Here is a 24577-nt window from a genome sequence, read left to right as displayed (position 1 = left end):
TCGTAAATCGGACATAGCTTGAAACATATCGTTTTACTGCTTTTAAACACAGAATATTTATGATAGAATATGTGTAATTTTGGAGAAATCAATTTAGTAAGTTTACCATGAAGACGAAGCCAAGACTTTCTACTGCCCAGATTCTCAATATGAACTTTGGGTTTTTAGGTATCCAATTCGGGTTTGCATTACAAAATGCCAATGCAAGCCGTATTTTACAAACATTTGGTGCTGATATACAATCCCTTTCCTGGTTTTGGGTTGTTGCTCCGCTTACAGGAATGATAATTCAACCTATCATCGGCCATTATTCGGATCGGACTTGGTGTCGTATGGGACGCAGAAAGCCTTATTTTTTGGCAGGAGGGGTGCTAGCTGCTATTGCTTTGATATTTATGCCAAATGCAGGATCTTTGTCTTCTCTCATGGCCCCATTGATGATTGGAGCTGGCATGCTAACCATTATGAATGCTTCTTTCAATGTGGCAATGGAACCCTTCCGTGCTTTAGTTGCCGATGTTTTACCTGATTCACAACGAACCACAGGATTTTCTATTCAGACTTTTCTTATTGGGATTGGCGCTGTTGTCGGATCATGGTTACCCTATGTGCTTTCTGAGTGGTTAGGTTTTGGAAAGAATACCCCTGATGGTCAGATCCCTGTAAATGTTATTTGGTCGTTTTATGCTGGTGCCATAGTGATGGTGGGTGCTATTGTGTGGACTATTGTCAGCACAAAAGAGTATCCTCCTGAAGTTCAGCGCTCATTTCATGTCAGTGAAGACGCTACAGAGGAAAGCGAACATAAGGCGAAGTTTGGTGATATTTTCAAGGATATAGTCAAAATGCCTCTCACGATGAAACAATTGGGGATAGTCCAGTTTTTTTCGTGGTTTGCCTTATTTGCCATGTGGGTTTATACAACACCTGCTGTAGCATTGCATGTTTATGGTGCAGCTGATGCCAATTCTCCGGCATACCAAAAGGCAGGCGATTGGGTTGGAATTTTGTTTGGCGTATATAATTTAGTCGCTATGTTTTTTGCTTTGGCATTGCCATCCATTGCTGCTTTGACAAACCGAAAAATTACACATGCCATCTCTTTGTTATTAGGAGGTATAGGTTTGATTTCAATTTATTTTATTACCTCTCCTTACTGGCTCATTTTGTCAATGGTCGGTGTTGGAATTGCATGGGCAAGTATTCTTGCAATGCCTTACGCTATTCTGGCAGGATCGGTTCCTCCGGCAAAGATGGGTGTTTACATGGGAATTTTTAATTTATTTATTACAATTCCGCAAATCGTTAGCAGTATATCGAATGGCCCTATTGTGAAACATTTTTTCCATGACGATGCAATTTATGCGCTTCTCATGGCAGGGATATGTCTCTTAATTGGGGCTGTTTCCGTGGTATTTGTGAAAGATGATAATTGAGCAGTATTTATCAAGTCAGAGGTCTTTGTCAAGTTGATTCTAACATATTTATGGGGAAAAATATTATGAAATCCAATGTTTAATGTGCTTGATAATAAATAAACTGGCACTATTGGATAGTGTTTTATGAGAAAAATATTCTTCTAATCAATGATAACCTTTAATTATTTTCGTATGAAGGCAATGAAATTTTTTATTTTTGTTGTGGCTGCGGCTTTTATAGCGGCTTGCGCCACAAAACCTGTCGCACAAAATCCTGATGTATGGGATCGAAACGCGGTATTATATGAAGTTAATGTCAGACAATATACTGTGCCGGGAACCTTCAATGCTTTTGCGGAACATCTACCGCAACTAAAAAAATTGGGGGTAAATATTCTGTGGTTTATGCCCATCAATCCGATTTCAAAAAAAGATCGTAAAGGTACTTTGGGTAGCTATTATGCTGTTCAAAATTATACGGCTGTTAATCCGGAATTTGGTACAGCAGCAGACTTTAAAAAATTGGTTACCGAAGCACATCAAATGGGACTTAAAGTCATTCTTGACTGGGTTGCAAATCATACGGGACGCGATAATGTGTGGATTACAGAGCATCCTGACTGGTATGTGAAAGATAGTCTTGGTCGTCCATTGGTGCCTGACGGGTGGACCGATGTGGCTAAATTGAACTATAACAATAAAGACCTGCGTGCAGCTATGATTGACGCTATGTTGTATTGGGTTAAAAACTTTGATATCGACGGTTTCAGATGTGATGTTGCTACGGGCGTCCCTCTTGATTTCTGGATTCAGGCACGTACGGCTTTGGATAAAGTGAAGCCTGTCTTTATGCTTGCTGAAGGTGATAATCCGAGTTACACTGTTAAGGCTTTCAATATGGATTACAACTGGCGTTTACTGCATACTATGAATGATATAGCACAAGGCAAAGCAACTACAACTAATCTTGATCAGGTAGTACAATATACCGATTCGGCATACTCCCCTAATGCCATAAAAATGAATTTTATTACCAATCATGATGAAAATACGTGGTCTGGATCTGAATATAAACGAATGGGAGATGGCGCTAATACGTTTGCCGTGCTTACATACACGCTGCCTGGTATGCCATTGATTTATACAGGACAGGAAGTGGGAATGAAAAAGAGTCTTCTTTTCTTTGATAAGGATACCGTTCCTTCCTGGAATAATCCGGCAGAATTTGCTTTTTATCAATCATTGAATGCACTAAAACACACACAAGAAGCCTTGAATGCTGGGCCGACAGGTGGTAAAATGATTCGCTATGCAACCCAAAGTTCATTAATATATAGTTTCTCCCGGGTGTTACCCAATGATAGCGTGATGGTTGTATTGAATTTGAGTGCAAAACCACAACAAATCCATTTTACCAACCAAAAACCTTCAGGACAGTGGATTAATTGGATGAATAAACAACATGTTAATGCTTCGTCGTTAGAAGGGTCAACTTTGGCACCATGGGAATACGATATTTTAGTAAGTAAAACCAAATAACCAAAAATATGCGGCAAAAACCGCGAGAGTGTAGTTTTAATGAATGCGTGCCTTCCTCTGCGCTTTGTGAAAAGCAAGAGGAAGGTTTTTTTTGTATGCCTGATGACTAAACTTTTGTATCTTTGCTTTGTATTCAAAGTTTATTATTCTACTAGCTATGAAAATATCAACCCTTATTTCAGTCAGTTTCTGTTTATTCGGATTGACAATGGCAAGGCCACTTCTGTCACAGCAAGAAAATATTGATCCGGAAATTACCCATATGGTATCCGAAGTAAAAGCAGCTAATTTAGAGGCTACAGTAAATAAATTAGTTTCTTTTGGTACGCGTCATGCTTTGAGTGATACTAAAAATGAAACAAGGGGTATCGGAGCGGCACAACGTTGGGTGAAAACTCAGTTTGATACTTATGCTAAAGCTTCAGGAGGGCGACTAACCTCAGAGGTTGATTGGTTTCCGGTGAAAGCTGATGGTAAGCGCATCTTGAAAGATACAAAAATGGCGAATGTAATGGCAGTCTTAAAAGGGAGTGATCCCAATGATGATCGTGTTATTATCATCAGTGGACATTTGGATTCACGGGCAACTGACATCCTGGATACAAGGAGTGATGCACCGGGAGCGGATGATGATGGTTCGGGAGTGGCTGCTGTATTGGAATTGGCTCGGATAATGAGTAAGCATACGTTTCCTTGTAAAATTATTTTTGTAGCAGTTTCCGGTGAAGAGGAAGGATTGTATGGCTCATCATATCTGGCCGATAGTGCGAAGGCAGCAGGATGGCATGTAATCGCCATGTTGAATGATGATATGATCGCTAACAGCCAGTCGAGCGGAACCAGTCTAAGAGAAAATACTAAAGTTCGCGTTTTTAGTGAAACGATCCCGTATGTTGAGACTCCGGAAGAAGCTAGGATGCGTAGAGCTACCAGTCGTGATAATGATAGCCCTTCCAGAGAATTGGCAAGATATATTAAAACTATTACAGATGAGTATGTTCCCAATCTGAATGTTGATTTGGTATATCGTATTGATCGTTTTCTGAGAGGAGGCGATCAAATTCCTTTCAGTCAGGATGGATTTACTGCAGTGCGTTTTTGTGAAATGGATGAAAATTTTGATCATCAACACCAGAATGTAAGGACTGAAAATGGTGTGGAATATGGGGATCTTCCTCAGTTTCTGGATTATGAATATGCCCGAAAAATTACCTGTTCAAATCTTGCGACAATGTGTAACCTGGCATGGGCGCCTTCAGCTCCTGAACATGTGGGTATTGAGGTGACAGCTTTAACTAATTCATCCACTTTGGTATGGCAAGTTCCTAAGGGGAGAAAGCCATTCGGTTATCAAATACTGATTCGAGACACTTCAGCCCCGCAATGGCAAAAGACTCTTTTTGTGAAAACCGCTAGTGCTACGATTCCTTATTCAAAAGATAATTACTTCTTTGCTGTACAATCTGTTGATTCATTAGGACATAGTAGTATCCCAGTTTTTCCTGTCGTGGTAAGATAGAGAGAGGCCCGTTAGTTTAAGGGTTTTCTGTCTTGCATTGTTACGAAAACTACAGGGAGAATTTCTTTCCTATGGATGCTTCCATCTTTATTCTTTGAGATGACGTACAGCATTTGCCTGTTTTTCCCAAACGGAATTACCATAGTACCTCCTAGGGCGAGTTGTTCGACGAGGTTTTCGGGAAGATAAGGAGGTGCTGCTGTAACTAAAATCAGATCGTAAGGAGCAGCTGCAAGGTATCCCTCATAACCATTCCCCAGTATGAACCGGATGTTTTGATAACCAAGTGATGTAAGTGTATTTTTTGCAGTCTCTTGTAACTGGGAGTAAATTTCTATCGTATAAACTTCTTGCACTAATTCAGCCAGAATTGCTGTTTGATATCCTGTGCCTGTTCCAATTTCAAGTGCTTTGTGATGTTTTTGCGGAACGAGTAACTCAGTCATTAACGCAACGATATATGGCTGAGAGATAGTTTGTCCGCACGACGTAGGTAAGGGATGATCGCCATAGGCAGCATGACGATAAGCGGGCGGAACGAACAGATGACGCGGTACTTTTTTGATACTTTGCAACACAGACTGATTGGAAATTCCTCGGTTTTCAATCTGTTTGATCACCATATTGTTACGCGCTTGTTCTTCTGCATCCATACGAAAAATGTATTAAAATGACGAAGCTGTTTGGATAACTGCGTGATCTCGTTTTCTGATCTGGATTTTCTTAATTTATTCTTTTGTTTCGTGCATTTCCGGTGTGTTTCTATATATCAGGAGGTAAATGATAGGTAAAATACCAACCGTGTTAATGATGCCAATGCAAATGAACCAAACCAGATGATTACGGCGGGCAGCTTTCCAAAAGGTAATTAGCTTCCAGCATAACTCCCAAATAAATAGGCTAATGAGTGTAGGTCCAAACCATACATAATGTCGTAATGGTTCTAGAAAATGAATCATAGTTGTGTGATTTAGGGGTGAATATAAAATTCAAAATTACATAATTTATTGGATCTGTAAACTGGATGCTATTTTATTTTTTGCCGTTCTATCTGTCGTTTTCTTGTGATTATTAGTGTGTAAATATCTTATTTATAATGTTATAGCCCTTCAGTATTAAATATTATTTGAGATGCGTGTTTTATAATAGAATATTTATATGTAACTTGTTTTATTCAAAAATAAAATACTAAATTTGCATTAAATTGTAATCGATATATGTCTCTTGTAGCCATGAACCATAGGTATAAAAAAATAACTTCAAGTTAATCAGATATTTATATATTATTTTCCCCTTAATGAATTAGATATTATGAAAGCTAATAATTTTACTTTTGATGTATTTCCTGCCAATAAAACCGAACTAGGCTTTAATTTTATTTTTATTCCAGCCTTTCGTCCTAATTTGAGATGGCTTTTGTTCCTATCGATTACTTTGTTATCTTTAACGAGTTATGCTGGTAATGATGTGCAAAAATTTGGGAAGATTAGTGATGGTGAAATTAAAATGACAACATTTCCTGCTGATACAAGTGCTTCTGCTGTCATTTTGTACGAAAAAGGGACTGCATATTATCAAATCAATCAAGGATTCCAAGTGTATTATGAAATATATTCCAAAATAAAGATTTTGAAACCAGAGGGTGTTAAATACGCTAATGTGGAAGTTCCATATGTTGATTATGGCTCTGGAAGTCATGAACGTGTGCAAGATATTGACGGATATGTTTACAATTTTGTCAATGGGAAGGTTGAAAAAACGAGATTGGACAAAAAGTATATTTTTACGGATAATGAAGAAGGCAAACACTTTCGTCTCAAGTTTTCATTACCTAATGTAAAAGCGGGATCACTGATTGAATATAAGTATACAATAGTTTCTGATTTAGAAGGAAGAATCCGTCCATGGCGGTTTCAGAACTCCATCCCTGTTTTAGAAAGTATTTATGATGTAACTGTTCCTAATTATTTTATTTTTAATATTAACGAAAAAGGATATTATCCTTTCACTACTAAAAAAGAGCCTGTCAATCAAACTTTTATTTTCAATGGTGATATGGCTAGTATTCCATGTACTCACTTGTTTATGAAAGCAGAGAATCTGCCTGCTTTGAAGAAGGAAAGCTATGTCCCCAATATGAATGATTATTATAGCGGGGTGTCTTTTGAAATCTCTGGAGTTCAGGTACCAGGCCAATTGTATAAATCTTTTGCTCTAACGTGGAATGAAGTAGAAAAAGCATTATTGGATGATCCCGAATTTGGAGATAATTTAAAGCAGTCAGGCTTTTTTAAAGATGAAGTCAAAGCAATCGCTTCATCTCAATTGACAGATCGTGATAAAATTGATGCCTTATACCATTTGGTACAAGCAAAAGTAAAATGGAACAAGAAGGAAGCTTTATATACCTCTAAATTGAAAAAAGCAATCAAAGATGGAGTCGGAAATTCTGCTGAGATCAATTTTATATTATTGGATATGTTGAAAGATGCTGGATACAATGCTTTTCCTGTGGTAATGAGCAAGCGGAGTGAGGGTCATTTGCCGATAGCAAATCCATCAATTGATGGATTTAATTATTTTGTGGTTGGAGTTATTACTTCTCAAGATACATTATATATGGATGCTTCTCGTAAAAATGCTCCTATTAACGTTCTGGATGAAGATTATTTGGTCGATCGGGCTCTTGCCATCAGAGGTCCAGAAGGCAATCAATCGACGTGGGTAGATTTGTCTCATGTTGCTCCAAGTACAAACTATGATATATGTAAAATTGAGTTTGAAAATGGAAAAATGATCGTCAATGTAACTAGCACTAAGAACAATCAAGCTGCATATGTGTTTCGTGAAAACTATGAAACATACAAGAATCAGGAAGAAAGAATTGATGCTCTCCAAAGTAAATTTGGTATTTCTATATCCAATTATTCGATTCAGGGGTTAGATAGTGTAAATAAACCTGTTGTTGAAAAATATACATTTGCAAAACCCTTTGCCTTGTCTGATTCTGTTGTATTTCTAAATCCATTGACTATTTTTAATGATAACTCAAATCCATTTAAAGCAGAAAAACGTGATTTGCCGGTAGAATTCAGTTATCCGTTTACCGATCTTACCAGTGTCGTGATTAGTGTGCCTAAAGGCTATGCTCTTGAGGCGTTGCCAAAATCAGAGAAATCATCTATTAAACAAAACGATGCTACATACCGTTATATGCTTCAAAAAGATGATCATTTTCTTAGGATGATGGTAGTTCTGTCACTGAATGAAACAATATATCCTGTGACTGATTATGGCTACCTGCGTGATTTTTGGGCAAACCTAACAGCTCAAGATAATCAGGAAATTGTATTAAAAAAGATAACCTTATAATTCTCTTACATGAAACGGTTTATATCCATTTTATATCTTGTATTTTTTTCTTTCGTAGTGACGTTAGCACAAAAAGAATGTTTTTATCCGGTAAGTCAAATTCCTGATTCATTACGTAAAAATGCTTATTCTGTAGTGCGTTATGAATCAAATGATTTTGAATATATTAATTCTGAAAATGGAGTATTGAAAGTGACACGGGCTGTTACTATTTTAAATGATAAAGGCAGTGATGCCGCAAATTTTAGCGATGGAGTTGGTAAATTCTGGAAATTGAAAAAATTCTCCGGAAAAATTTTAGATCAAACCGGGAAAGTAATTAAGAAAATAAAGATGTCCGATCTGCGTACTTCTTCTATTTCCACTGAATTAGCAACAGACGAAAGTATTTCTTACTATGAGTGCAGTCAGCCTGTATACCCATATACTGTTGTGTATGAATATGAAGAAGATTGGGTTAATGGGATGATGGATTTCCCTTCATTTTCTCCTATGCAGGATTTTCAACAATCAGTTCAGCAAGCGGTGTATCACCTGACAATGCCTATGAATGTTAAGTTTCAGGCCTTTGCTAGAAATATGCCACAGACAGCTGATTCTACTATGGAGAAAAATCACAGTATTTATACCTGGATGTTGAATGGATTGCCAGCTATTGACGAAGAAGATCTTATGCCTTCGTTTTATACATTAGCTCCCCGGCTTCAACTTAAACCTGTTATGTTTAGCTTTGATAAATCGACTGGTTCTTTAGCTTCATGGCAAGATGTGGGACAATGGCTGTGGATGTTATCGGCCAAGCAAGATGAACTACCGCCTGATGCCGTTCAAAAAATACAGGAAATTACTTCTGGGGCTAGGTCAGAAAAAGAAAAAGTAAAACGTCTATATCATTATTTGCAAAGTTCTACACGTTATGTTAGCATTCAATTAGGGATTGGCAGCTATCAGCCTATGCCGGCTGCTACTGTTTATAAAACTGGTTTTTCAGACTGTAAAGGTTTGAGTAATTATATGATGGCTATGTTAAAGGTGATTGGAATTCCTTCTTTCTATACAATTATAAATACAGATCGTGCACACCTGATTACATCCTTTGCAAGTCCGAGACAAGCTAATCATGCAATTTTGATAGTGCCTTTGGGTAAAGATACTATTCCGTTGGAGTGTACTAGCTCTGTGGTGCCTTTTGGTTATATTCATCATGAAATAGCAGGGCACGATGCTTTGCTGGTGACATCCGCAGGCGGACGGTTGTATCACTTGCCTTCTTATCCTGATTCTGCTTCATATGTACGTACTGCAATGTATATTAATCTGTCCAATTCTGGCGAATTACAAGCAAAGATACACAGTGTGTATACGTTATCTCATTATGAAGAAATGTTGCCTTTTGAGAAAATTGCCAATAATGATGATCGAATTAAGATAATCGCAGCCGATTATCATCTCCCAAGCTTAAAAATCAGCAATATAGCATTAGTTGATCATCATGATTCATTGCCATCTTTAGAACTTACATACTCACTATCGTCAGATACATATGCGACATTGTCAGGTTCCCATATGTTTGTATCTGTTAATCCCAGAAAAAACTTATATCCGTTTTTCTCTTCTAAGTTCAGAAAATATCCTATCGTTATTCAAAATGGAAATATGGAAAGTGATACACTAATTATTACAATTCCCAATGACCTGACCATTGAGAAAGTTCCTGCTGACATCTCCTTGCAAAAGTCATTTGGAAAATTTTTCTCGCATATTTCGATTCATGATAAGACCTTGAAGATTGTTCAGACTATCGCTATCCCGGCAGAAGAATTGCCTGCAAAGGGAAAAGATGACTTTAAATCATTTTTGGATACTGTTAATCAGGCATATCAGGATCAAATTGTGTTGAGAAAATTATAACCTTGATACAACATACTTATCCTGCTACTCTTCTAATTTTATAGTAACCGGCTTACCGTCAAATGTAAACATACAATGCAGAATACCATTGATATAACTTACCTGTAGGTCTTTATGCCTTGAATTTGATGCAAGTGATATCCGTTCTCCATTGAAAAGAATAGTATTTGGACAACGTTCATTCATTGGGATTTGCAAATCAAAATGGCGTTTAAAAGGTTTCCCATAGTATTGCCCATGATTGGAAACAATGGAGATCGTTCCACCATGTGCATGAAAGCCGTCGGATGCAAAATGAATTAATTCATAATGTTTGTCTTTAAGACTGCTCTTGGAAATGCCGTCATCATTAAAAAGATCGTAAGACGAATGTTTGGTTGAAGGAACATATAGAATGATTAAATCACCTCCGTTATATCGCCCAGCCTGTTCAATTGTCTTATCTTCAGGAATAAAACTACCTTCTTTGTAAAAATAGGGGATGTCTGCGAGTGGGCATTGTTCGGTGTAAAACTGATTGCCAATCATTATCTTATGAGTTAGTATCGAATACCACTTCCCGGCTGGCAGATAATAAGTCCGCGTGGTTGCTCCCTTTTCAATGACAGGAGCTACAAGAATTTCATCTCCCCACATATATTCGTCCTGAATATGATTGGCTATGGTATCATTTGGATACCAATAATATAAGGGAGATATTAATGGTTGTCCATTCTTCGCTTGTTGATAACCTAGTGTATAATTATAAGGTAATAATCGGTAACGCGTATAAATTGCCTGTTTGGCATAGTATCTGTATGGCTCTGGCATTAATGCAGCTTCACTTGGAAAGCTAAAGGCTGTAGTATCCATTTTATAAAGTGCCGTTCCGTGAGGACGAAAAATAGGGGTAAAAGCAGCAAATTGAAGCCAACGAACATATAACTCGTAATCGCCATCACCTCCGGCGAATCCTCCGGCGTCACTATGTACATAGGGAATGCCACTCATGCTCATCCCTAATAAAACCATTAATTGTGCTTGCAAACCACTCCAATTTCGACCGACATCGCCTGTCCATGGAAAAATACAATAACGCTGAGTACCGGCATAACCGCTTCTATTGAGGCTGAATAGCCGTTTGTCAGGATAAAATTGAGCATATTTTTCAAATAGCATTTTTGTCCATACATGTCCAAAATAATTGTGCACTTCATCAGCACTAAAGAGTCGTTTGAACCCCAAGGTTTTTAGATTATGAAACATGTTTGCCGGATGAGTTTCCGGTTCACCCAGATCTCCCCACCAGCCTTCAACTCCATTTTTCATTTGACGTTGGTAAAATTGCCAGAACCAATTTTGAGTATCTTTTCTGAACAGGTCAAGCAATCCTCCGTTCCCAAAATAAAATTGAGTAAGAAAATAGGGCTTTTTGCCTGTACTGTCAACCGCAAAATAGGGTTTCGCTTCGTTGTAATGCAGGCTGTTTTTGACCAAGTAAGGCTCGGTGACTAAAATAGTCTTTATGCCTTGTTTAGAAAAGCCAGAAATCATTGCTTTCGGATCCGGCCAATTTTTTTTGTCCACCCATTCCAGATTGCCAAGTGTATGCTTGATATGGTCACCAAACCAGAAAAGATCGAAAATTACTGCATCAACGGGAATTGAATCCTGAGTCATTTTTTTCAGAATCTGATCCACTTGGGCTTGGCTTGTATACCCAAACCTGCTCATTAAGTTCCCAAAAGCCCAACGCGGAGGTATCGGTTGAGTGCCAGTCAGTTGGTAATATGAATGAAGAATGGTTTGATAATCTCCAAAAATAACATACACAGTTAAAGCTCCTGAATATGCTCCATATTGCAATACTTTACTGTTGCTTTTCCCCAAATCAAGATAAGCTTTTGATACGTTGTCAAAAAAGAGGCCATATCCGCATGAAGTTGTCAGGAATGGGACTTCATAGTTTAGATTTTTTTCTCCAACACCATAACCATAATGCGGAATATTATACAAATCTAAGTGATAACCTCGCCTGTTTAATGGCAATGCACGTTCTCCTGTTCCAAAAATCTTTTCGCCTTTTTTGAGGGCAATATTAAACCCCCTATAGTGCCCGTTATGAAAAGTAGAAGCAATAACAAAACGGTGATTAACAACCAGTGAGTCGTGATATAAAACAACCGGTAATTTTTTTTTGATTGTCTCCGGTTTTAAAATTACAGCATCACTGATCGATTCATTATGCTTATAACCATTTGGTTGGAAGTTTATTTTATAGATGCTGTCTTTATATTGAGAGACTGTATATGCTCCTGATGAAGTAACAAATCGTTCATATTGAGCTTGATTTTGGGCAACGATCGTAATAACGAACCATATAAGGCAACTGGTTATGAGTGCTAATTTCTTCATAGTCTTATATTTTTGATATTTTCGAGAATGGAGATTCTAAATGATTTTTTTTGGAGGTATTCTCTTTCTAAGAACACAAAAATAAGATTTAACGCTAGAACTTTCATTGTATGTGCAATAATTATCCTGAAATAATAGCGGAATCGTTTTTATAGGATGAAACAGACTTCTCAAGACAGAGCTTTTGGTATGTATAAAAAAACCGCTACAATGTATTTACACTATAGCGGTTGCATATATAGAGATAAAAACAAAGCGACTACTTTACTTCTTCGTAGTCAACGTCAGTTACATTGTCTTTGCCATTCCCACTTTCTGAAGCTGGGTTGTCATATGCTTGTTGTTGATATGCACCTTGTTGCGTTCCTCCGGCAGATTGTGCATTGTACATTTCCTGGCTTGCGGCATGAAGTACACTTTCCAATTCCTTGGTGGCTGCATCAATACCTGTAAGATCTTGAGCTTTATGTGCTTCTTTTAGCTTGTTCAAAGCTGCCTCAATAGGTGCTTTTTTGTCAGCAGGAAATTTGTCTCCTAATTCGTTTAATTGTTTCTCTGTGTTGAAAATCAGACTATCAGCATGATTTAACTTGTCAATACGATCTTTTTCTCGTTGATCAGCCTCAGCATTGGCAGCAGCTTCATCTTTCATTCGCTTAATTTCTGCATCGGTTAAGCCACTTGAAGCTTCTATCCGGATACTTTGTTCCTTGCCTGTGGCTTTATCTTTGGCAGACACTTTCAGAATGCCATTTGCATCAATATCAAAAGACACTTCGATTTGAGGAACTCCGCGTGGAGCTGCAGGTATTCCATCAAGGTGGAATACGCCGATTTGCTTGTTATCGCGAGCCATTGGACGTTCTCCCTGTAATACCCGAATTTCAACAGAAGGTTGATTATCAGCAGCTGTACTGAAAATTTCTGATTTCTTTGTCGGAATAGTTGTGTTTGCTTCGATTAATTTTGTCATAACGCCTCCATAAGTTTCAATGCCAAGCGAAAGCGGAGTTACATCCAGCAATAGAATATCCTTAACGTCACCTGCTAAAACAGCTCCCTGAATAGCAGCTCCTACAGCTACAACTTCGTCAGGATTAACCCCTTTTGAAGGTGCTTTCCCGAAGAATTTTTCCACAATAGACTGAATTGCGGGAATACGGGTTGATCCACCAACCAGAATTACTTCGTCAATCTCGGATACTTTTAGACCAGCATCGGATAACGCTTTACGACAAGGTTCAATAGTAGACTGTATCAATGAATCTGCAAGTTGTTCGAATTTGGCGCGTGTCAATGTTTTTACGAGATGCTTTGGAATGCCATTTACGGGCATAATATATGGTAAATTGATTTCAGTTGAAGTGGAGCTTGATAATTCAATTTTAGCCTTTTCTGCGGCTTCTTTCAGGCGTTGTAAAGCCATTGGGTCCTTGCGCAGGTCAATTCCCTCTTCATTTAAAAACTCTTGTGCGAGCCAGTCAATGATTACATGGTCAAAATCATCACCTCCAAGGTGAGTGTCGCCGTTGGTTGATTTTACTTCAAAAACGCCGTCTCCTAATTCAAGTATGGAAATATCGAATGTACCGCCACCAAGGTCGAATACCGCAATTTTCATGTCTTTGTGAACTTTATCCAAGCCATAAGCCAAAGATGCGGCGGTTGGTTCATTTACAATGCGTCGAACATTTAATCCTGCAATTTCACCAGCTTCTTTTGTAGCTTGACGTTGAGCATCGCTAAAATAGGCTGGTACTGTGATTACAGCCTCAGTAACTTCTTGTCCCAGGTAATCTTCGGCTGTCTTTTTCATTTTTTGCAGGATCATTGCCGAAATTTCTTGTGGCGTATATAAACGTCCATCGATATCAACCCGAGGTGTGTTGTTTTCTCCACGAGCAACTTGATACGGAACGCGATTGATTTCTTTTGTTACTTGATCATAAGTTTCTCCCATAAAACGTTTAATCGAAAAAATGGTGTTTCTCGAGTTTGTGATTGCCTGACGTTTTGCAGGATCTCCAACTTTACGCTCACCACCATCTATGAAAGCTACAATGGATGGAGTTGTTCTTTTGCCTTCGCTGTTAGCGATTACAACAGGCTCGTTTCCTTCCATTACCGCAACACAAGAGTTGGTAGTACCTAAGTCAATTCCAATAATTTTTCCCATAGCTTTTGTCTTTTTATTTATATATGTATAGTTGTTTTCTTGTTTTTGTTTTCCTGAATGACAACGTTGAGTAGTTTACAAAGTTTGTGCCATCCATGTTACCGCGCTATAAAACGATTTTTTTGGCAGAAAATTTCTTATAGCTTAGTTGTTTTTATATACATGTATGACAAAAAGTCAGTTTGTGGCAAAAAAAATGCCTCCAAATTATGGAGACATTTTTAAGTATTCTGTAACACGTTCTAATGGTGCTGATGTTTAGCTGCTTCTCGTTGTATATCTTGGAGCAACCATTCCTTGAATTCTTTATCAGCTACATAGTATTGAAAGAGTTTCTGAGGAGGTAGAATTTTTTTAAAACGTTCGTAATATGTTTTTGCCAGTTGTGCCCGCATAAGATCAAAATTGATCATGTTTTCAGCCATTTCTGCATAGTTTACAGCTGCGCCTTTCAGTCCCATATCTCGTTTGAAGTTAGCGCGTGAAGCTTTCATCAAATCCCACCGTTTCTGTTCATACTCGTAGTAAACGGGCCAGAACTCTTTCGCTTCAGCAGGTGTCAAATTCACCCGCTGTTGAATGAATGCTGTCTTTTTTTGTCGAATTTCATTCACCCGCTGTTGATGACGGTTATCTGGATGTCCTTGAGCCTGAAACAAGCTTATCATCAGCAACATTCCGGTAAAAAGTAATATTCGTCTCATTGTGATGTTTTAAGTTGTTGGTTTAGTGATTATATGATAAGAATTATTTTGTTGATTGTGGCTGATTGTTCGTGGGTTCCGATTGTTCCATACTGGCCAAATAATCTACCAGTGCCGGTTCATCTACCTGGCTTAAAACATAATTTTCTTCTTCGGTTAAAGGTGCTGTAGTAGTTGTTCGAGTGGACAGGATCGGTGAAAACATAAAATGAGAACCAATCAGAATTCCCGCTACAGCCGCTGCAATTGCAGCCCATGAACGGACGTGTCTGTACCATGGAATTATGACCGGTCGCGTCATTTGCTCCATTTTAGCCTGAAAATCCTGAAAATAATTTTCAGGAACGGCAAATGGGTTGCTCTTGTCAAAATAGTTATTGATATCCATGATTTGTAGGTTTAGCTTTTCGATTATTGGACAAAGTGGGTGATTAAAGGTTTAAACATGACTCAACAAATATTGTTCAATTTTTTTGACTGCATGATGATAAGACGCTTTGAGTGCACCTACAGATGTGCCTAATATTTCTTCCATATCTTCATATTTTAAATTGTCGAAATATTTCATGTTGAAGACTAATCGTTGTTTTTCTGGAAGAGATAAAATCGCTTGTTGAAATTGTAGTTGTATTTCATCCCCCGAAAAGTACGGATCGGCTTGCAGTCCTTGCGACAGCGTTTCTTGCATATCTTCGATCGACACATTATATTTTTCGCGTTGATTGGATAGAAATGTCAACGATTCATTCACTGCTATGCGGAATAACCAAGTGGAAAGTTTAGAATCTCCGCGAAATGAGTCAAGGGCTGACCACGCTTTCATAAATGTATTTTGAAGAATATCATTGGCGTCGTCGTGAGAAAGTACCATTTTGCGGATGTGCCAATAGATAGGTTGCTGGTAATTTTGCACCAATTGTCCGAACGCCCTGCTTCTTTGCGAAGGGTTCTTTAAATCATCCATCAACTTTTCTTCTTGTTTTTGATCCATCTAAAGGGTTGTGTTAATTCAAGAGCGTGCTAAATGCAACCAGTGATTCAATTTGTTCCAAGCCCATACGCTATAAAAATAGAACGGGAATGCTAAAATTGCTCCGGTAATAGCGTCAATCATATAATGAGCTTTAATATAGACAGTTGATAAGGCCAATAAAATAGAGAATGGTAAAAAGTACCAGAAAATTTTCCGATCATGAAACCATAATAAAATCATGTAGCTTGTCATTGCTCCAACATGGGAACTTGGGAAGGCTCCTCCCGGAATTTCACCCAGAGACTGGATAAATAGCAAAAAACGTCTCATAGGTCCTGTGATTGGGATTGCGTAGACCGGACTGTGACAAACATAAAACTGTGGGCCTTCTGCAGGCAAAATTATATAAAAAGCATAGTACAACAAAAATACATTTAGCAAGATGAATGCGGAGAAATATGCTTTTTCTCTATTGACAATCGAAAAATAAACAAGGATGAAGGTAAGCGCTATATAAAACGAAATATAGGCAAAATTCATTAACTCATTAAACCATGAAGCTGAAATCCAAAGAGAAAACATTGTGCTGGGTTGAAATCCACAAATCCATTGGTCAGCAGCAATTAGGGCGGAGTCGACATTTTTAAAAAATTCCTGATTGTAGTAGAATGTTTCAGGATACCAATACAGGATTAAAAAGAATGGCCATATTTGCCTGATATAATGAAACAATTGCCATTTCGTTTGCTTATGTAGGATGTATAAAACAGCAAAGCTGGCAACTATCAACAGTCGATCTCTTATAAGATGATGTTCAGTTGTGAAATTTAAAGAGTGGGGAAAGATATTAATGTATAAGCTTGTGACGATTATCCAGAGGAATGTTATGACCTCTATGGGATAAAGCTTAAAAAAAACTCGCATTTGAAACTATTTTGTTTTTGTTGATGAATGAAAAATCATTCTTTACTAATCTTCCCCGGTTGACAAAGAGGTGCTTATCAGGAAATATTATTGTATTTAGAGAACTCTGGTGTTTTTTATACGAAAAGCAGATGAGAGTCCTTTTAATCATGACAATATGCATTTGTAATGATGTGTGTCATCTACTTTCTTATAAGCTAAATTCTAGTCTCTGATAAAACAGCGAGTTCTAAACCAAGGCTCTTTTTCATAATTATCCCAAATGCCAAGTGCATCATGGTTGGTTTCTAATTGACCTGCAGAAAAGGCTGTGTTAATATTTCGTTGAATGCTTACTTCGTTTAATGCTACATGATATAAAGCATGAATTCCTCTGCGATGCCAGTCGGGATGAACTCCCGTTAAATATAAATCAATCGTATCGTATTTCCGTAAAGCTCTAATTATATGGATAAAACCGAATGGAAACAGTCGTCCTTTAGCTTTTTGAAATGCTTTCGACAATGAAGGGAAGCTAATTCCAAAACCAATTACTTCATCATGTTCGTCTACAACAAAGCAAATCAATTCGGGTCGTGCAAATCCAAAATAATGTTGTACATAATATTTCACCTGTTGTGGCGATAGTTCTGAAAATCCGTAGAGTTTGCTGAATGATGTATTGAGTGTTCGGAAAAAACTATCGACATATTTCAATATTTCTTTCCGGGATGACATGACTAATGTTCTTACGTGATATTTTTCTGAAATTAATGTATTAATTTTCAATACTTTTTCTGGCACAGATTGCGAAGCATTAAATTTATATTGTACCCAATCTATTTTTTTTACAAATCCTTGCTTTTCCAAATGTCTTGGGAAGTAAGGATAGTTGTAAGCTGTTGTAATTGTGGGCTGATGTTCAAAGCCTTCTACCAGCATTCCTTCTGAGTCAAAATCAGTAAATCCCAAGGGGCCGTGCAATCCTTGCATTCCTTTGGTTGTTCCCCATGCTTCAACAGCATCTAATAAAGCTTTCGAAACGTCTTCATCATCGATGAAAGCAATCCAACCAAATCGGGTGCGATAATCATTCCACGTTTTATTTGCTTTGTGATTTATGATGGCTGCTACACGACCAACAATTTTGTTATTTTGGTAAGCTAAAAAATAAGCAGCTTCACAATGTGAAAATGACGGATTTTTCTTTTTGTCAAAAGTTTTCCACTCGTCTGAAATAAGCGGTGGTACCCAATTCTTGTCATCTTTGTAAAGTTCAAAGGGAAATAAAATAAATTTTTTCAGCTCTTTTTTTGTGGTTGCTTCGCGAATACTTACCATGCTGTGAGGTTATCTGTTTAGTAAACAACAAAATGTAATTTGAAGAAATTTAGCCAACAAATATAGTGATTATTTACAACATGCAAAGTAATTCGTTATAAATGGAAGAAAGAAGTTTTTCAAAATAAAAAGTATATCTTTGTGTGAGAACCATACGTATACTTATAATGATATCTTCATCCATTATTATAGCATTTAGCTTGACGCTAATTGCAGGTTTATCGACAGGAATAGGAAGCTGGTTGACTTTTTTTACACATCGCACCAATCGTTCGTTTCTTTCGTTTTCTTTGGGATTGGCTGCTGGCGTTTTATTGTTTGTCTCGTTTATTGATATTTTCCCGGAAAGTCAATCGTTGTTTCAGCAATATATACATACAGGCAATTCTTTTTTATGGATATTGATTGCCTTTTTTGCCGGTATAGGCCTTATGTTATTACTGGATTGGATTGCACCCCATCATGATCATACGCCATCAGAATCCAACACCCACGTTCATAGTAAAAATGATCCAGCATCATTAGCACATTTGAAGCGATTGGGTATGATGGTAGCTATAGCGGTATCTTTGCATAATGTGCCCGAAGGTATTGCTATCTTTACTGTAGGTATATCTCACATTAATGTAGCGATACCTATTTTATTTGCAATTGTATTGCATAATATACCTATTGGTGTTTCTATCTCCGCTCCCATCTATCAAGCTACCGGCAAGAAACAGATCGCATTTCTTGTAGCTATTCTTACAGGAATGGCATCTCCTTTTGGTGCTATTTTGGCATGGCTATTTTTGCTGCCTTCCTGGACGCCACTTTTGCAGGCTATTGTGCTGGGAGCTGTTTCAGGAACAATGGTGTATATTGCGCTGATTGAGTTGCTCCCGTCCGCTGAGTGTTATGGTAAACATACTCTGACCAGAATAGGTTTGATTTCTGGAATGATTACCATGGGTGTAACAATTTATCTTTTGGGATAAAAAAACGGATTCATTGTTAGATGAATCCGTTACAAAAAATTTATCGACCAAAATTAGCCTAAAAAGCTTTTCAATAGTTTATTGCGTGAGTTAGACCGTAACCGGCGAATAGCTTTCTCTTTAATCTGACGAACGCGTTCTCGTGTTAGTCCAAATTCGTCGCCAATTTCTTCAAGCGTCATTTCTGGACGACCAATGCCAAAGAACATTTTTATGATTTCACCTTCACGTTCGCTTAATGTTGATAGTGCCCGATCAATTTCCAATGATAATGATTCATTGATTAAGCCACGGTCGGCATGGGGCGCATCTTCGTTCACAAGAACGTCTAATAAACTGTTGTCTTCGCCTTCAACAAATGGAGCATCTACTGAAATATGACGACCCGATACTTTTAATGTCTCGGCAATTTTTTCTACAGGAATATCCAGTTTGTCGGCTAATTCCTCAGCAGAAGGGCGTCGTTCGTTTTCTTGCTCAAACTTTGAAAAGGCTTTATTGATTTTGTTCAACGAGCCTACCTGATTTAATGGTAAGCGTACAATTCTTGATTGTTCAGCCAATGCCTGAAGAATAGATTGGCGAATCCACCACACGGCGTAAGAAATGAATTTGAATCCTCGCGTTTCGTCAAATTTTTCTGCTGCTTTAATTAATCCAAGATTTCCTTCGTTAATCAAATCGGGTAGGCTAAGTCCTTGATTTTGATATTGCTTTGCAACAGAAACAACGAAACGCAAATTCGCGCGTGTAAGTTTCTCCAATGCACGACGATCGCCTCGGCGAATGCGCTGTGCTAAATCAACTTCTTCTTCAACAGTGATCAATTCTTCCCGGCCAATTTCTTGCAAATATTTGTCGAGAGAAGCACTTTCGCGATTGGTTATTGATTTGGTGATTTTTAGTTGTCTCATGTGTTATAATGACAAAAATAAGCATGCAAAGGTAACTATTTTTCAAGCCTTTTCCAACTCTATCTTGCTAAAAGTTGTTATGGCATAGCAATTGATAACACTGCAAAAAGAGTGCCATCTTTTAGCTCTTGGTGGCTGGTGCAAACGCATTATTAACTAATCGTGGTACAGTAAAGAAGTTAACTGATTATCATCAAAGATTTCCTGAGCCAATTTTTGCAGATCGAACACAGTAACATGTTGTAGATTTGTCATAATGTCATTCAGACTTTCAAACGTTCCCATTTGTAAAAGGCTTCTGCCAAAACTCAGAGCAATGCTTTCTTTATTTTCAGAGGCAATGGCTAATTGTCCCATTAATTGATGCTTGGCTTTGACAAGACTTTTTTCTGATAATGGCTTGTCTTTTAGTTTATCCAATTCTTTATATACTAGCGCATGACATTTTTTGTGATTTTTGGGGTCTGTACCATAATATATTGTAAATGTTCCGGTATCAGTGTACGGGGTATAATTGGATTCAATCTGATATACAAGTCCACTTCGTTCGCGAAGAGATAGATTGAGTAAGCTATTCATTCCAGGACCTCCCAGGATATTGTTTAATAAATAGAATGCTGTTCGATTGGGATGAGATAATGAATAAGCCCGATTTCCAAGAATATAATGCTCCTGATGTGTTTCTTTGTGGAAAACCTCATTTTTAGGAATGTATACTTGAGGGGGAGTGCGAATATATGGTTTTGTTGATACTGGAATTGCAGTCAGATATTTCTCTCCTAGCCGAATAATTTTTTGAAAATCTGTTTTTCCAAATGAAAAAAATACCATTCGCTCGCTGTGATAATGAGCCGTGTGAAAAGTAACCAGATCAGATTGCGTGAACGTTGAAATACTTTCGGGTGAGCCCAGAATGTTACGCCCAATAGGATACGAATCGAAAAGTAGTTGCTCAAACTCATCGAAAATCAATTCTGACGGAGAGTCATTATAGGATTCAATCTCGTCTAGGATAATATCCGACTCTTTGCCCATTTCTTTCTGTGGAAAAATTGAATTTCCTACCATATCAGCAAGCAGATCAACCGCTTTTTCAATGGCAGTTTCCAGAAAAACGGCGTAAACAAAGGTTTCTTCTTTAGTTGTGTATGCGTTCAATTCACCGCCTTCTGTTTCCATGCTGTTCAAAATATGCCATGCTTTACGGTGTTTCGTGCCTTTAAATAGCATGTGCTCAATGAAATGAGCTATTCCATGTTGTGATGACAGTTCGTCCCGCGTGCCTGCATTTATGGCAAATCCACAATAGGATACGGGACTGTTGTCTGGAAGATGCACCAAACGAAGCCCGTTTGAAAGTGTGTGTGTGAAATATTGCATTAACAGATTTGTAGCTATTTATTGAAAATATAATTACAAAAAAGCCGCCTCACCAAGATGAGCCGGCCTTCCCAATTATTTTATAATAAATGAATTATGCGTTTTTTGCTTTTTCGACAATCGCTTTGAAAGCTTCTGGATGATTCATTGCAAGGTCTGCTAACACTTTGCGGTTCATTACAATACCTGCTTTGTGTAAAGCTCCCATAAGTTTTGAATAAGATAAACCTTCCAAGCGAGCAGCAGCATTAATACGCTGAATCCATAATGCTCTGAAATTACGTTTTTTGTTTTTTCGGTCGCGATAAGCATATTGCAACCCTTTTTCCCATGTGTTTTTGGCAACAGTCCAAACATTTCTACGTGCACCAAAATAACCTCGGGTTAGTTTTAATACTTTTTTTCGTCTTGCTCTTGAAGCGACGTGATTTACTGATCTAGGCATACTTTAATAAATTGTGAATGGTAGCGTCGCATTTCATTGCGAACTTTTTCAGCTAAACATTCGGTTAAAAAATACAAGTGAATGATAATATAAAGTGCTTATTTAATGCGCAATAAAGTTTTAACATTGTTCATGTCGGGTGCGCTTACCAAACCACTATGTGTCAAATTACGTTTTTGTTTGGTTGTCTTCTTGGTCAGAATATGACTTTTGAAGGCATGTTTACGTTTAATTTTACCTGTTCCGGTAAGGGCAAACCTTTTTTTTGCACCGGAATTAGTCTTCATTTTTGGCATGTTGTTTTATAATTAAATAGATTCAAATAATTGGGATTCAAAATTGTAATGCGTTTATTTCACTTTTTTCGGTGAAAGCATAATGATCATGCGCTTCCCCTCGAGCGTAGGCATCGAATCAACTTTTGCATAATCTTCTAAATCATTTGCAAAACGTAATAACAAAACTTCACCTTGCTCTTTGAACAGGATAGAACGGCCTTTGAAAAAAACATAGGCTTTTACTTTATTGCCATCCTTCAAAAATTCTTGTGCATGTTTTAATTTGAAGTTATAGTCATGCTCGTCAGTTTGAGGTCCGAAACGAACTTCTTTTACGACTACTTTCGCAGCCTTTAACTTCATTTCTTTCTCACGTTTTTTTTGCTGATAGAGAAATTTCTGATAATCTATGATTCGGCAAACAGGTGGAACCGCATTAGGAGATATCTCTACTAAATCAAGGCCCAGTGCGTCGGCTTTTCTTAAAGCTTCTTCAATGGTATAAACGCCCATTTCAACATTTTCTCCAACTAAGCGAACTTCCTTTTCTCGAATATGATCGTTGATCCGATGTAAATCTTTAAGTTTGTCGTTCTTCATGAACTTTGCAATAGCTATGGTGTTTCCTCCTTGTTATATATGAATTACTGATTATCATTTTTGAGGCTGCAAATATAGCATTATTTTCCTTTCCAAACAAGACTTAACGGTGAAACAAATTCTCATAGTGATATATCTTCCAAAATTGTTTATGAATTCACGGCTAAACAAATAGAAAGAGACAAGAGAGGCCGTTGGATAGCTACCTGTTTTTCCTTAACTTTGCACTAAAATTTTACTTCTATGCAACAACCTTCCATCCCAAAAGGAACACGTGATTTCTCTCCCGAAGAGATGGCTAACCGTAACTATATTTTTGATACAATTAAACGTGTGTTTCAACTGTTTGGATTTAGGCAAATCGAAACACCTGCTGTCGAAAATCTTTCCACTTTAATGGGAAAGTATGGCGAAGAAGGCGATAAATTGTTATTTAAAATCCTCAATTCCGGTGATTTTACAAGTGCTGTTGATGCTGCTGATTGGGATTCCAAAAATAGCAACAAACTTACAACGAAAATAGCTGAAAAAGGGTTACGTTATGATTTAACTGTGCCTTTTGCCCGGTATGTTGTGCAACATCGAGATCAGATTACATTTCCGTTTAAACGGTTTCAGATTCAACCTGTTTGGCGCGCAGATCGACCACAAAAAGGCAGATATCGTGAATTTTATCAGTGCGATGCAGATGTGGTGGGAAGTGATTCTCTTTTGAATGAAGTAGAATTGCTTCAAATGGTCGATGACGTTTTCCATCGGTTAAAAATTAAAGTGACCATCAAGCTGAATAACCGCAAAATTCTTAGCGGAATTGCACAAATCATTGGAGCAGAAGAAAAAATTACTGATATCACTGTTGCTATTGATAAATTAGATAAAATTGGACTGGAGAATGTAAATGCAGAAATGATTTCCAAAGGTATTGAACAAACAGCTATTAATCAGCTGCAACCGATTCTTTTACTGAAGGGGGATAATCATGAAAAATTGGAACAGCTCAAATCAGTCTTAGCTAATTCGACTGTAGGGATGAATGGAATAACCGAATTGGAAACTATTTTTAAATGGATTGAGGAGCTTCCTTTGTATAATTCTATTGAACTTGATTTAACTTTGGCAAGAGGTTTGAACTATTATACGGGCGCTATTATAGAAGTAAAGGCAAATGATGTTCAAATTGGAAGTATCAGTGGTGGAGGACGTTATGATAATCTGACGGGTGTTTTTGGGTTGAATAATGTATCGGGTGTTGGCGTATCGTTCGGTGCTGATCGTATTTATGACGTGCTGCAACGGCTTAATGCTTTCCCGGAAACCGCATCTGAAAATACTTCGGTGTTGTTTTTGAATTTTGGAGAAAAAGAGCAAAGTAGAGCTATGTCCTTATTGCATAGAGTACGTCAGTCGGGCATTAATGCTGAGATTTACCCTGAGTCAGCCAAGATTAAAAAACAGATGACATATGCTAACCAAAAAAATATTCCTTGGGTAGTTATACTTGGAGAAAATGAAATGAATCAAGGCGTTGTGACTGTGAAAAATATGATCAATGGAGAACAAAGAACTGTGCCACCAGAAGAAGTGATACAATGTTTTATTTAACCTGAAATTGGCCTATCTTTGTCTCTATCTTAGTAATAAGATGTGGGTTATATGTAATATCATGAGAGTGGGATGTAGTATGTTATGTTTTTTGAGAGTGATTGTTGGTCAATTGCATAATGTGTTTGCAA

Annotated in this window: 21 protein-coding genes; 7 read left to right on the top strand and 14 right to left on the bottom strand. The window is 37.6% G+C overall.

Annotated features, from left to right (window positions below):
- The first annotated feature begins 107 nt into the window (after window positions 1–107).
- From FHX64_RS05960 to FHX64_RS05950, 3 genes are all read left to right on the top strand, one after another.
- Window positions 108–1436 carry an MFS transporter gene (locus FHX64_RS05960; protein WP_221202151.1) on the top strand — a complete coding sequence of 443 codons (1329 nt, stop codon included), beginning with the start codon at window positions 108–110 and terminating at the stop codon, window positions 1434–1436.
- A 174-nt stretch (window positions 1437–1610) separates the two neighbouring features.
- On the top strand, window positions 1611–2957 hold the full coding sequence (locus tag FHX64_RS05955; protein ID WP_246392319.1) for an alpha-amylase family glycosyl hydrolase: 1347 nt from the start codon (window positions 1611–1613) through the stop codon (window positions 2955–2957).
- Between the two features lie 157 nt (window positions 2958–3114).
- Window positions 3115–4476, top strand: a complete 1362-nt coding sequence (locus FHX64_RS05950) for a M28 family metallopeptidase (RefSeq protein ID WP_183412880.1) — start codon at window positions 3115–3117, stop codon at window positions 4474–4476.
- 11 nt (window positions 4477–4487) lie between these two features.
- On the opposite strand, the gene FHX64_RS05945 is transcribed toward FHX64_RS05950, so the two are convergent.
- Both FHX64_RS05945 and FHX64_RS05940 read right to left on the bottom strand, forming a co-directional pair.
- The gene (locus FHX64_RS05945) at window positions 4488–5129 is read right to left on the bottom strand and encodes a protein-L-isoaspartate(D-aspartate) O-methyltransferase (RefSeq protein ID WP_183412879.1); all 642 of its coding nucleotides are present in this window, start codon (window positions 5127–5129) and stop codon (window positions 4488–4490) included.
- A gap of 75 nt (window positions 5130–5204) precedes the next feature.
- Window positions 5205–5435, bottom strand: coding sequence for a DUF5652 family protein (locus tag FHX64_RS05940; protein WP_183412878.1), 231 nt, complete (start codon window positions 5433–5435; stop codon window positions 5205–5207).
- Between the two features lie 352 nt (window positions 5436–5787).
- On the opposite strand from FHX64_RS05940, the gene FHX64_RS05935 reads away from it, so the two are divergent.
- Together FHX64_RS05935 and FHX64_RS05930 are read left to right on the top strand one after the other, a co-directional pair.
- Entirely contained in the window at window positions 5788–7848 is a 2061-nt protein-coding gene (locus tag FHX64_RS05935; protein WP_183412877.1) for a DUF3857 domain-containing protein, read from the top strand.
- A gap of 9 nt (window positions 7849–7857) precedes the next feature.
- Window positions 7858–9759 carry a DUF3857 domain-containing protein gene (locus FHX64_RS05930; RefSeq protein ID WP_183412876.1) on the top strand — a complete coding sequence of 634 codons (1902 nt, stop codon included), beginning with the start codon at window positions 7858–7860 and terminating at the stop codon, window positions 9757–9759.
- A gap of 24 nt (window positions 9760–9783) precedes the next feature.
- Here FHX64_RS05930 and FHX64_RS05925 read toward each other — a convergent pair whose 3' ends face one another.
- From FHX64_RS05925 to FHX64_RS05895, 7 genes are all read right to left on the bottom strand, one after another.
- Window positions 9784–12153 carry a TIM-barrel domain-containing protein gene (locus FHX64_RS05925; RefSeq protein WP_183412875.1) on the bottom strand — a complete coding sequence of 790 codons (2370 nt, stop codon included), beginning with the start codon at window positions 12151–12153 and terminating at the stop codon, window positions 9784–9786.
- 259 nt (window positions 12154–12412) lie between these two features.
- Complete coding sequence (dnaK, locus tag FHX64_RS05920; RefSeq protein ID WP_183412874.1) at window positions 12413–14329, bottom strand: molecular chaperone DnaK; 1917 nt, start codon at window positions 14327–14329, stop codon at window positions 12413–12415.
- A gap of 242 nt (window positions 14330–14571) precedes the next feature.
- A complete protein-coding gene (locus FHX64_RS05915) occupies window positions 14572–15033 on the bottom strand; it encodes a hypothetical protein (RefSeq protein WP_183412873.1) in 462 nt (153 codons plus the stop codon).
- A gap of 43 nt (window positions 15034–15076) precedes the next feature.
- The gene (locus tag FHX64_RS05910; protein ID WP_183412872.1) at window positions 15077–15421 is read right to left on the bottom strand and encodes a hypothetical protein; all 345 of its coding nucleotides are present in this window, start codon (window positions 15419–15421) and stop codon (window positions 15077–15079) included.
- A 51-nt stretch (window positions 15422–15472) separates the two neighbouring features.
- The gene (locus tag FHX64_RS05905; RefSeq protein WP_183412871.1) at window positions 15473–16024 is read right to left on the bottom strand and encodes an RNA polymerase sigma factor; all 552 of its coding nucleotides are present in this window, start codon (window positions 16022–16024) and stop codon (window positions 15473–15475) included.
- A gap of 18 nt (window positions 16025–16042) precedes the next feature.
- Window positions 16043–16930 (bottom strand): phosphatase PAP2 family protein, encoded by an 888-nt coding sequence (locus tag FHX64_RS14390; RefSeq protein WP_183412870.1) that lies wholly within the window; start codon window positions 16928–16930, stop codon window positions 16043–16045.
- 204 nt (window positions 16931–17134) lie between these two features.
- Window positions 17135–18250, bottom strand: a complete 1116-nt coding sequence (locus tag FHX64_RS05895; RefSeq protein ID WP_183412869.1) for a GNAT family N-acetyltransferase — start codon at window positions 18248–18250, stop codon at window positions 17135–17137.
- 167 nt (window positions 18251–18417) lie between these two features.
- Here FHX64_RS05895 and zupT point away from each other — a divergent pair, with 167 nt between their 5' ends.
- On the top strand, window positions 18418–19227 hold the full coding sequence (gene zupT, locus FHX64_RS05890) for a zinc transporter ZupT (RefSeq protein WP_183412868.1): 810 nt from the start codon (window positions 18418–18420) through the stop codon (window positions 19225–19227).
- Between the two features lie 53 nt (window positions 19228–19280).
- Here zupT and FHX64_RS05885 read toward each other — a convergent pair whose 3' ends face one another.
- The 5 genes from FHX64_RS05885 to infC form a co-directional block, all read right to left on the bottom strand.
- Complete coding sequence (locus tag FHX64_RS05885) at window positions 19281–20141, bottom strand: sigma-70 family RNA polymerase sigma factor (RefSeq protein ID WP_183412867.1); 861 nt, start codon at window positions 20139–20141, stop codon at window positions 19281–19283.
- A 156-nt stretch (window positions 20142–20297) separates the two neighbouring features.
- The gene (locus tag FHX64_RS05880) at window positions 20298–21521 is read right to left on the bottom strand and encodes a M16 family metallopeptidase (protein WP_183412866.1); all 1224 of its coding nucleotides are present in this window, start codon (window positions 21519–21521) and stop codon (window positions 20298–20300) included.
- A gap of 94 nt (window positions 21522–21615) precedes the next feature.
- Entirely contained in the window at window positions 21616–21966 is a 351-nt protein-coding gene (rplT, locus tag FHX64_RS05875; RefSeq protein WP_183412865.1) for a 50S ribosomal protein L20, read from the bottom strand.
- Between the two features lie 98 nt (window positions 21967–22064).
- On the bottom strand, window positions 22065–22262 hold the full coding sequence (rpmI, locus tag FHX64_RS05870; RefSeq protein WP_183412864.1) for a 50S ribosomal protein L35: 198 nt from the start codon (window positions 22260–22262) through the stop codon (window positions 22065–22067).
- Between the two features lie 54 nt (window positions 22263–22316).
- Window positions 22317–22844 (bottom strand): translation initiation factor IF-3, encoded by a 528-nt coding sequence (infC, locus tag FHX64_RS05865; RefSeq protein ID WP_183412863.1) that lies wholly within the window; start codon window positions 22842–22844, stop codon window positions 22317–22319.
- Between the two features lie 243 nt (window positions 22845–23087).
- Here infC and hisS point away from each other — a divergent pair, with 243 nt between their 5' ends.
- Window positions 23088–24446, top strand: coding sequence for a histidine--tRNA ligase (hisS, locus tag FHX64_RS05860; protein WP_183412862.1), 1359 nt, complete (start codon window positions 23088–23090; stop codon window positions 24444–24446).
- Window positions 24447–24577 lie beyond the last annotated feature (131 nt).

It is taken from the genome of Microbacter margulisiae, assembly GCF_014192515.1.
Classification (GTDB): domain Bacteria; phylum Bacteroidota; class Bacteroidia; order Bacteroidales; family Paludibacteraceae; genus Microbacter; species Microbacter margulisiae.
This window is presented reverse-complemented; position numbering and strand designations above follow the sequence as displayed.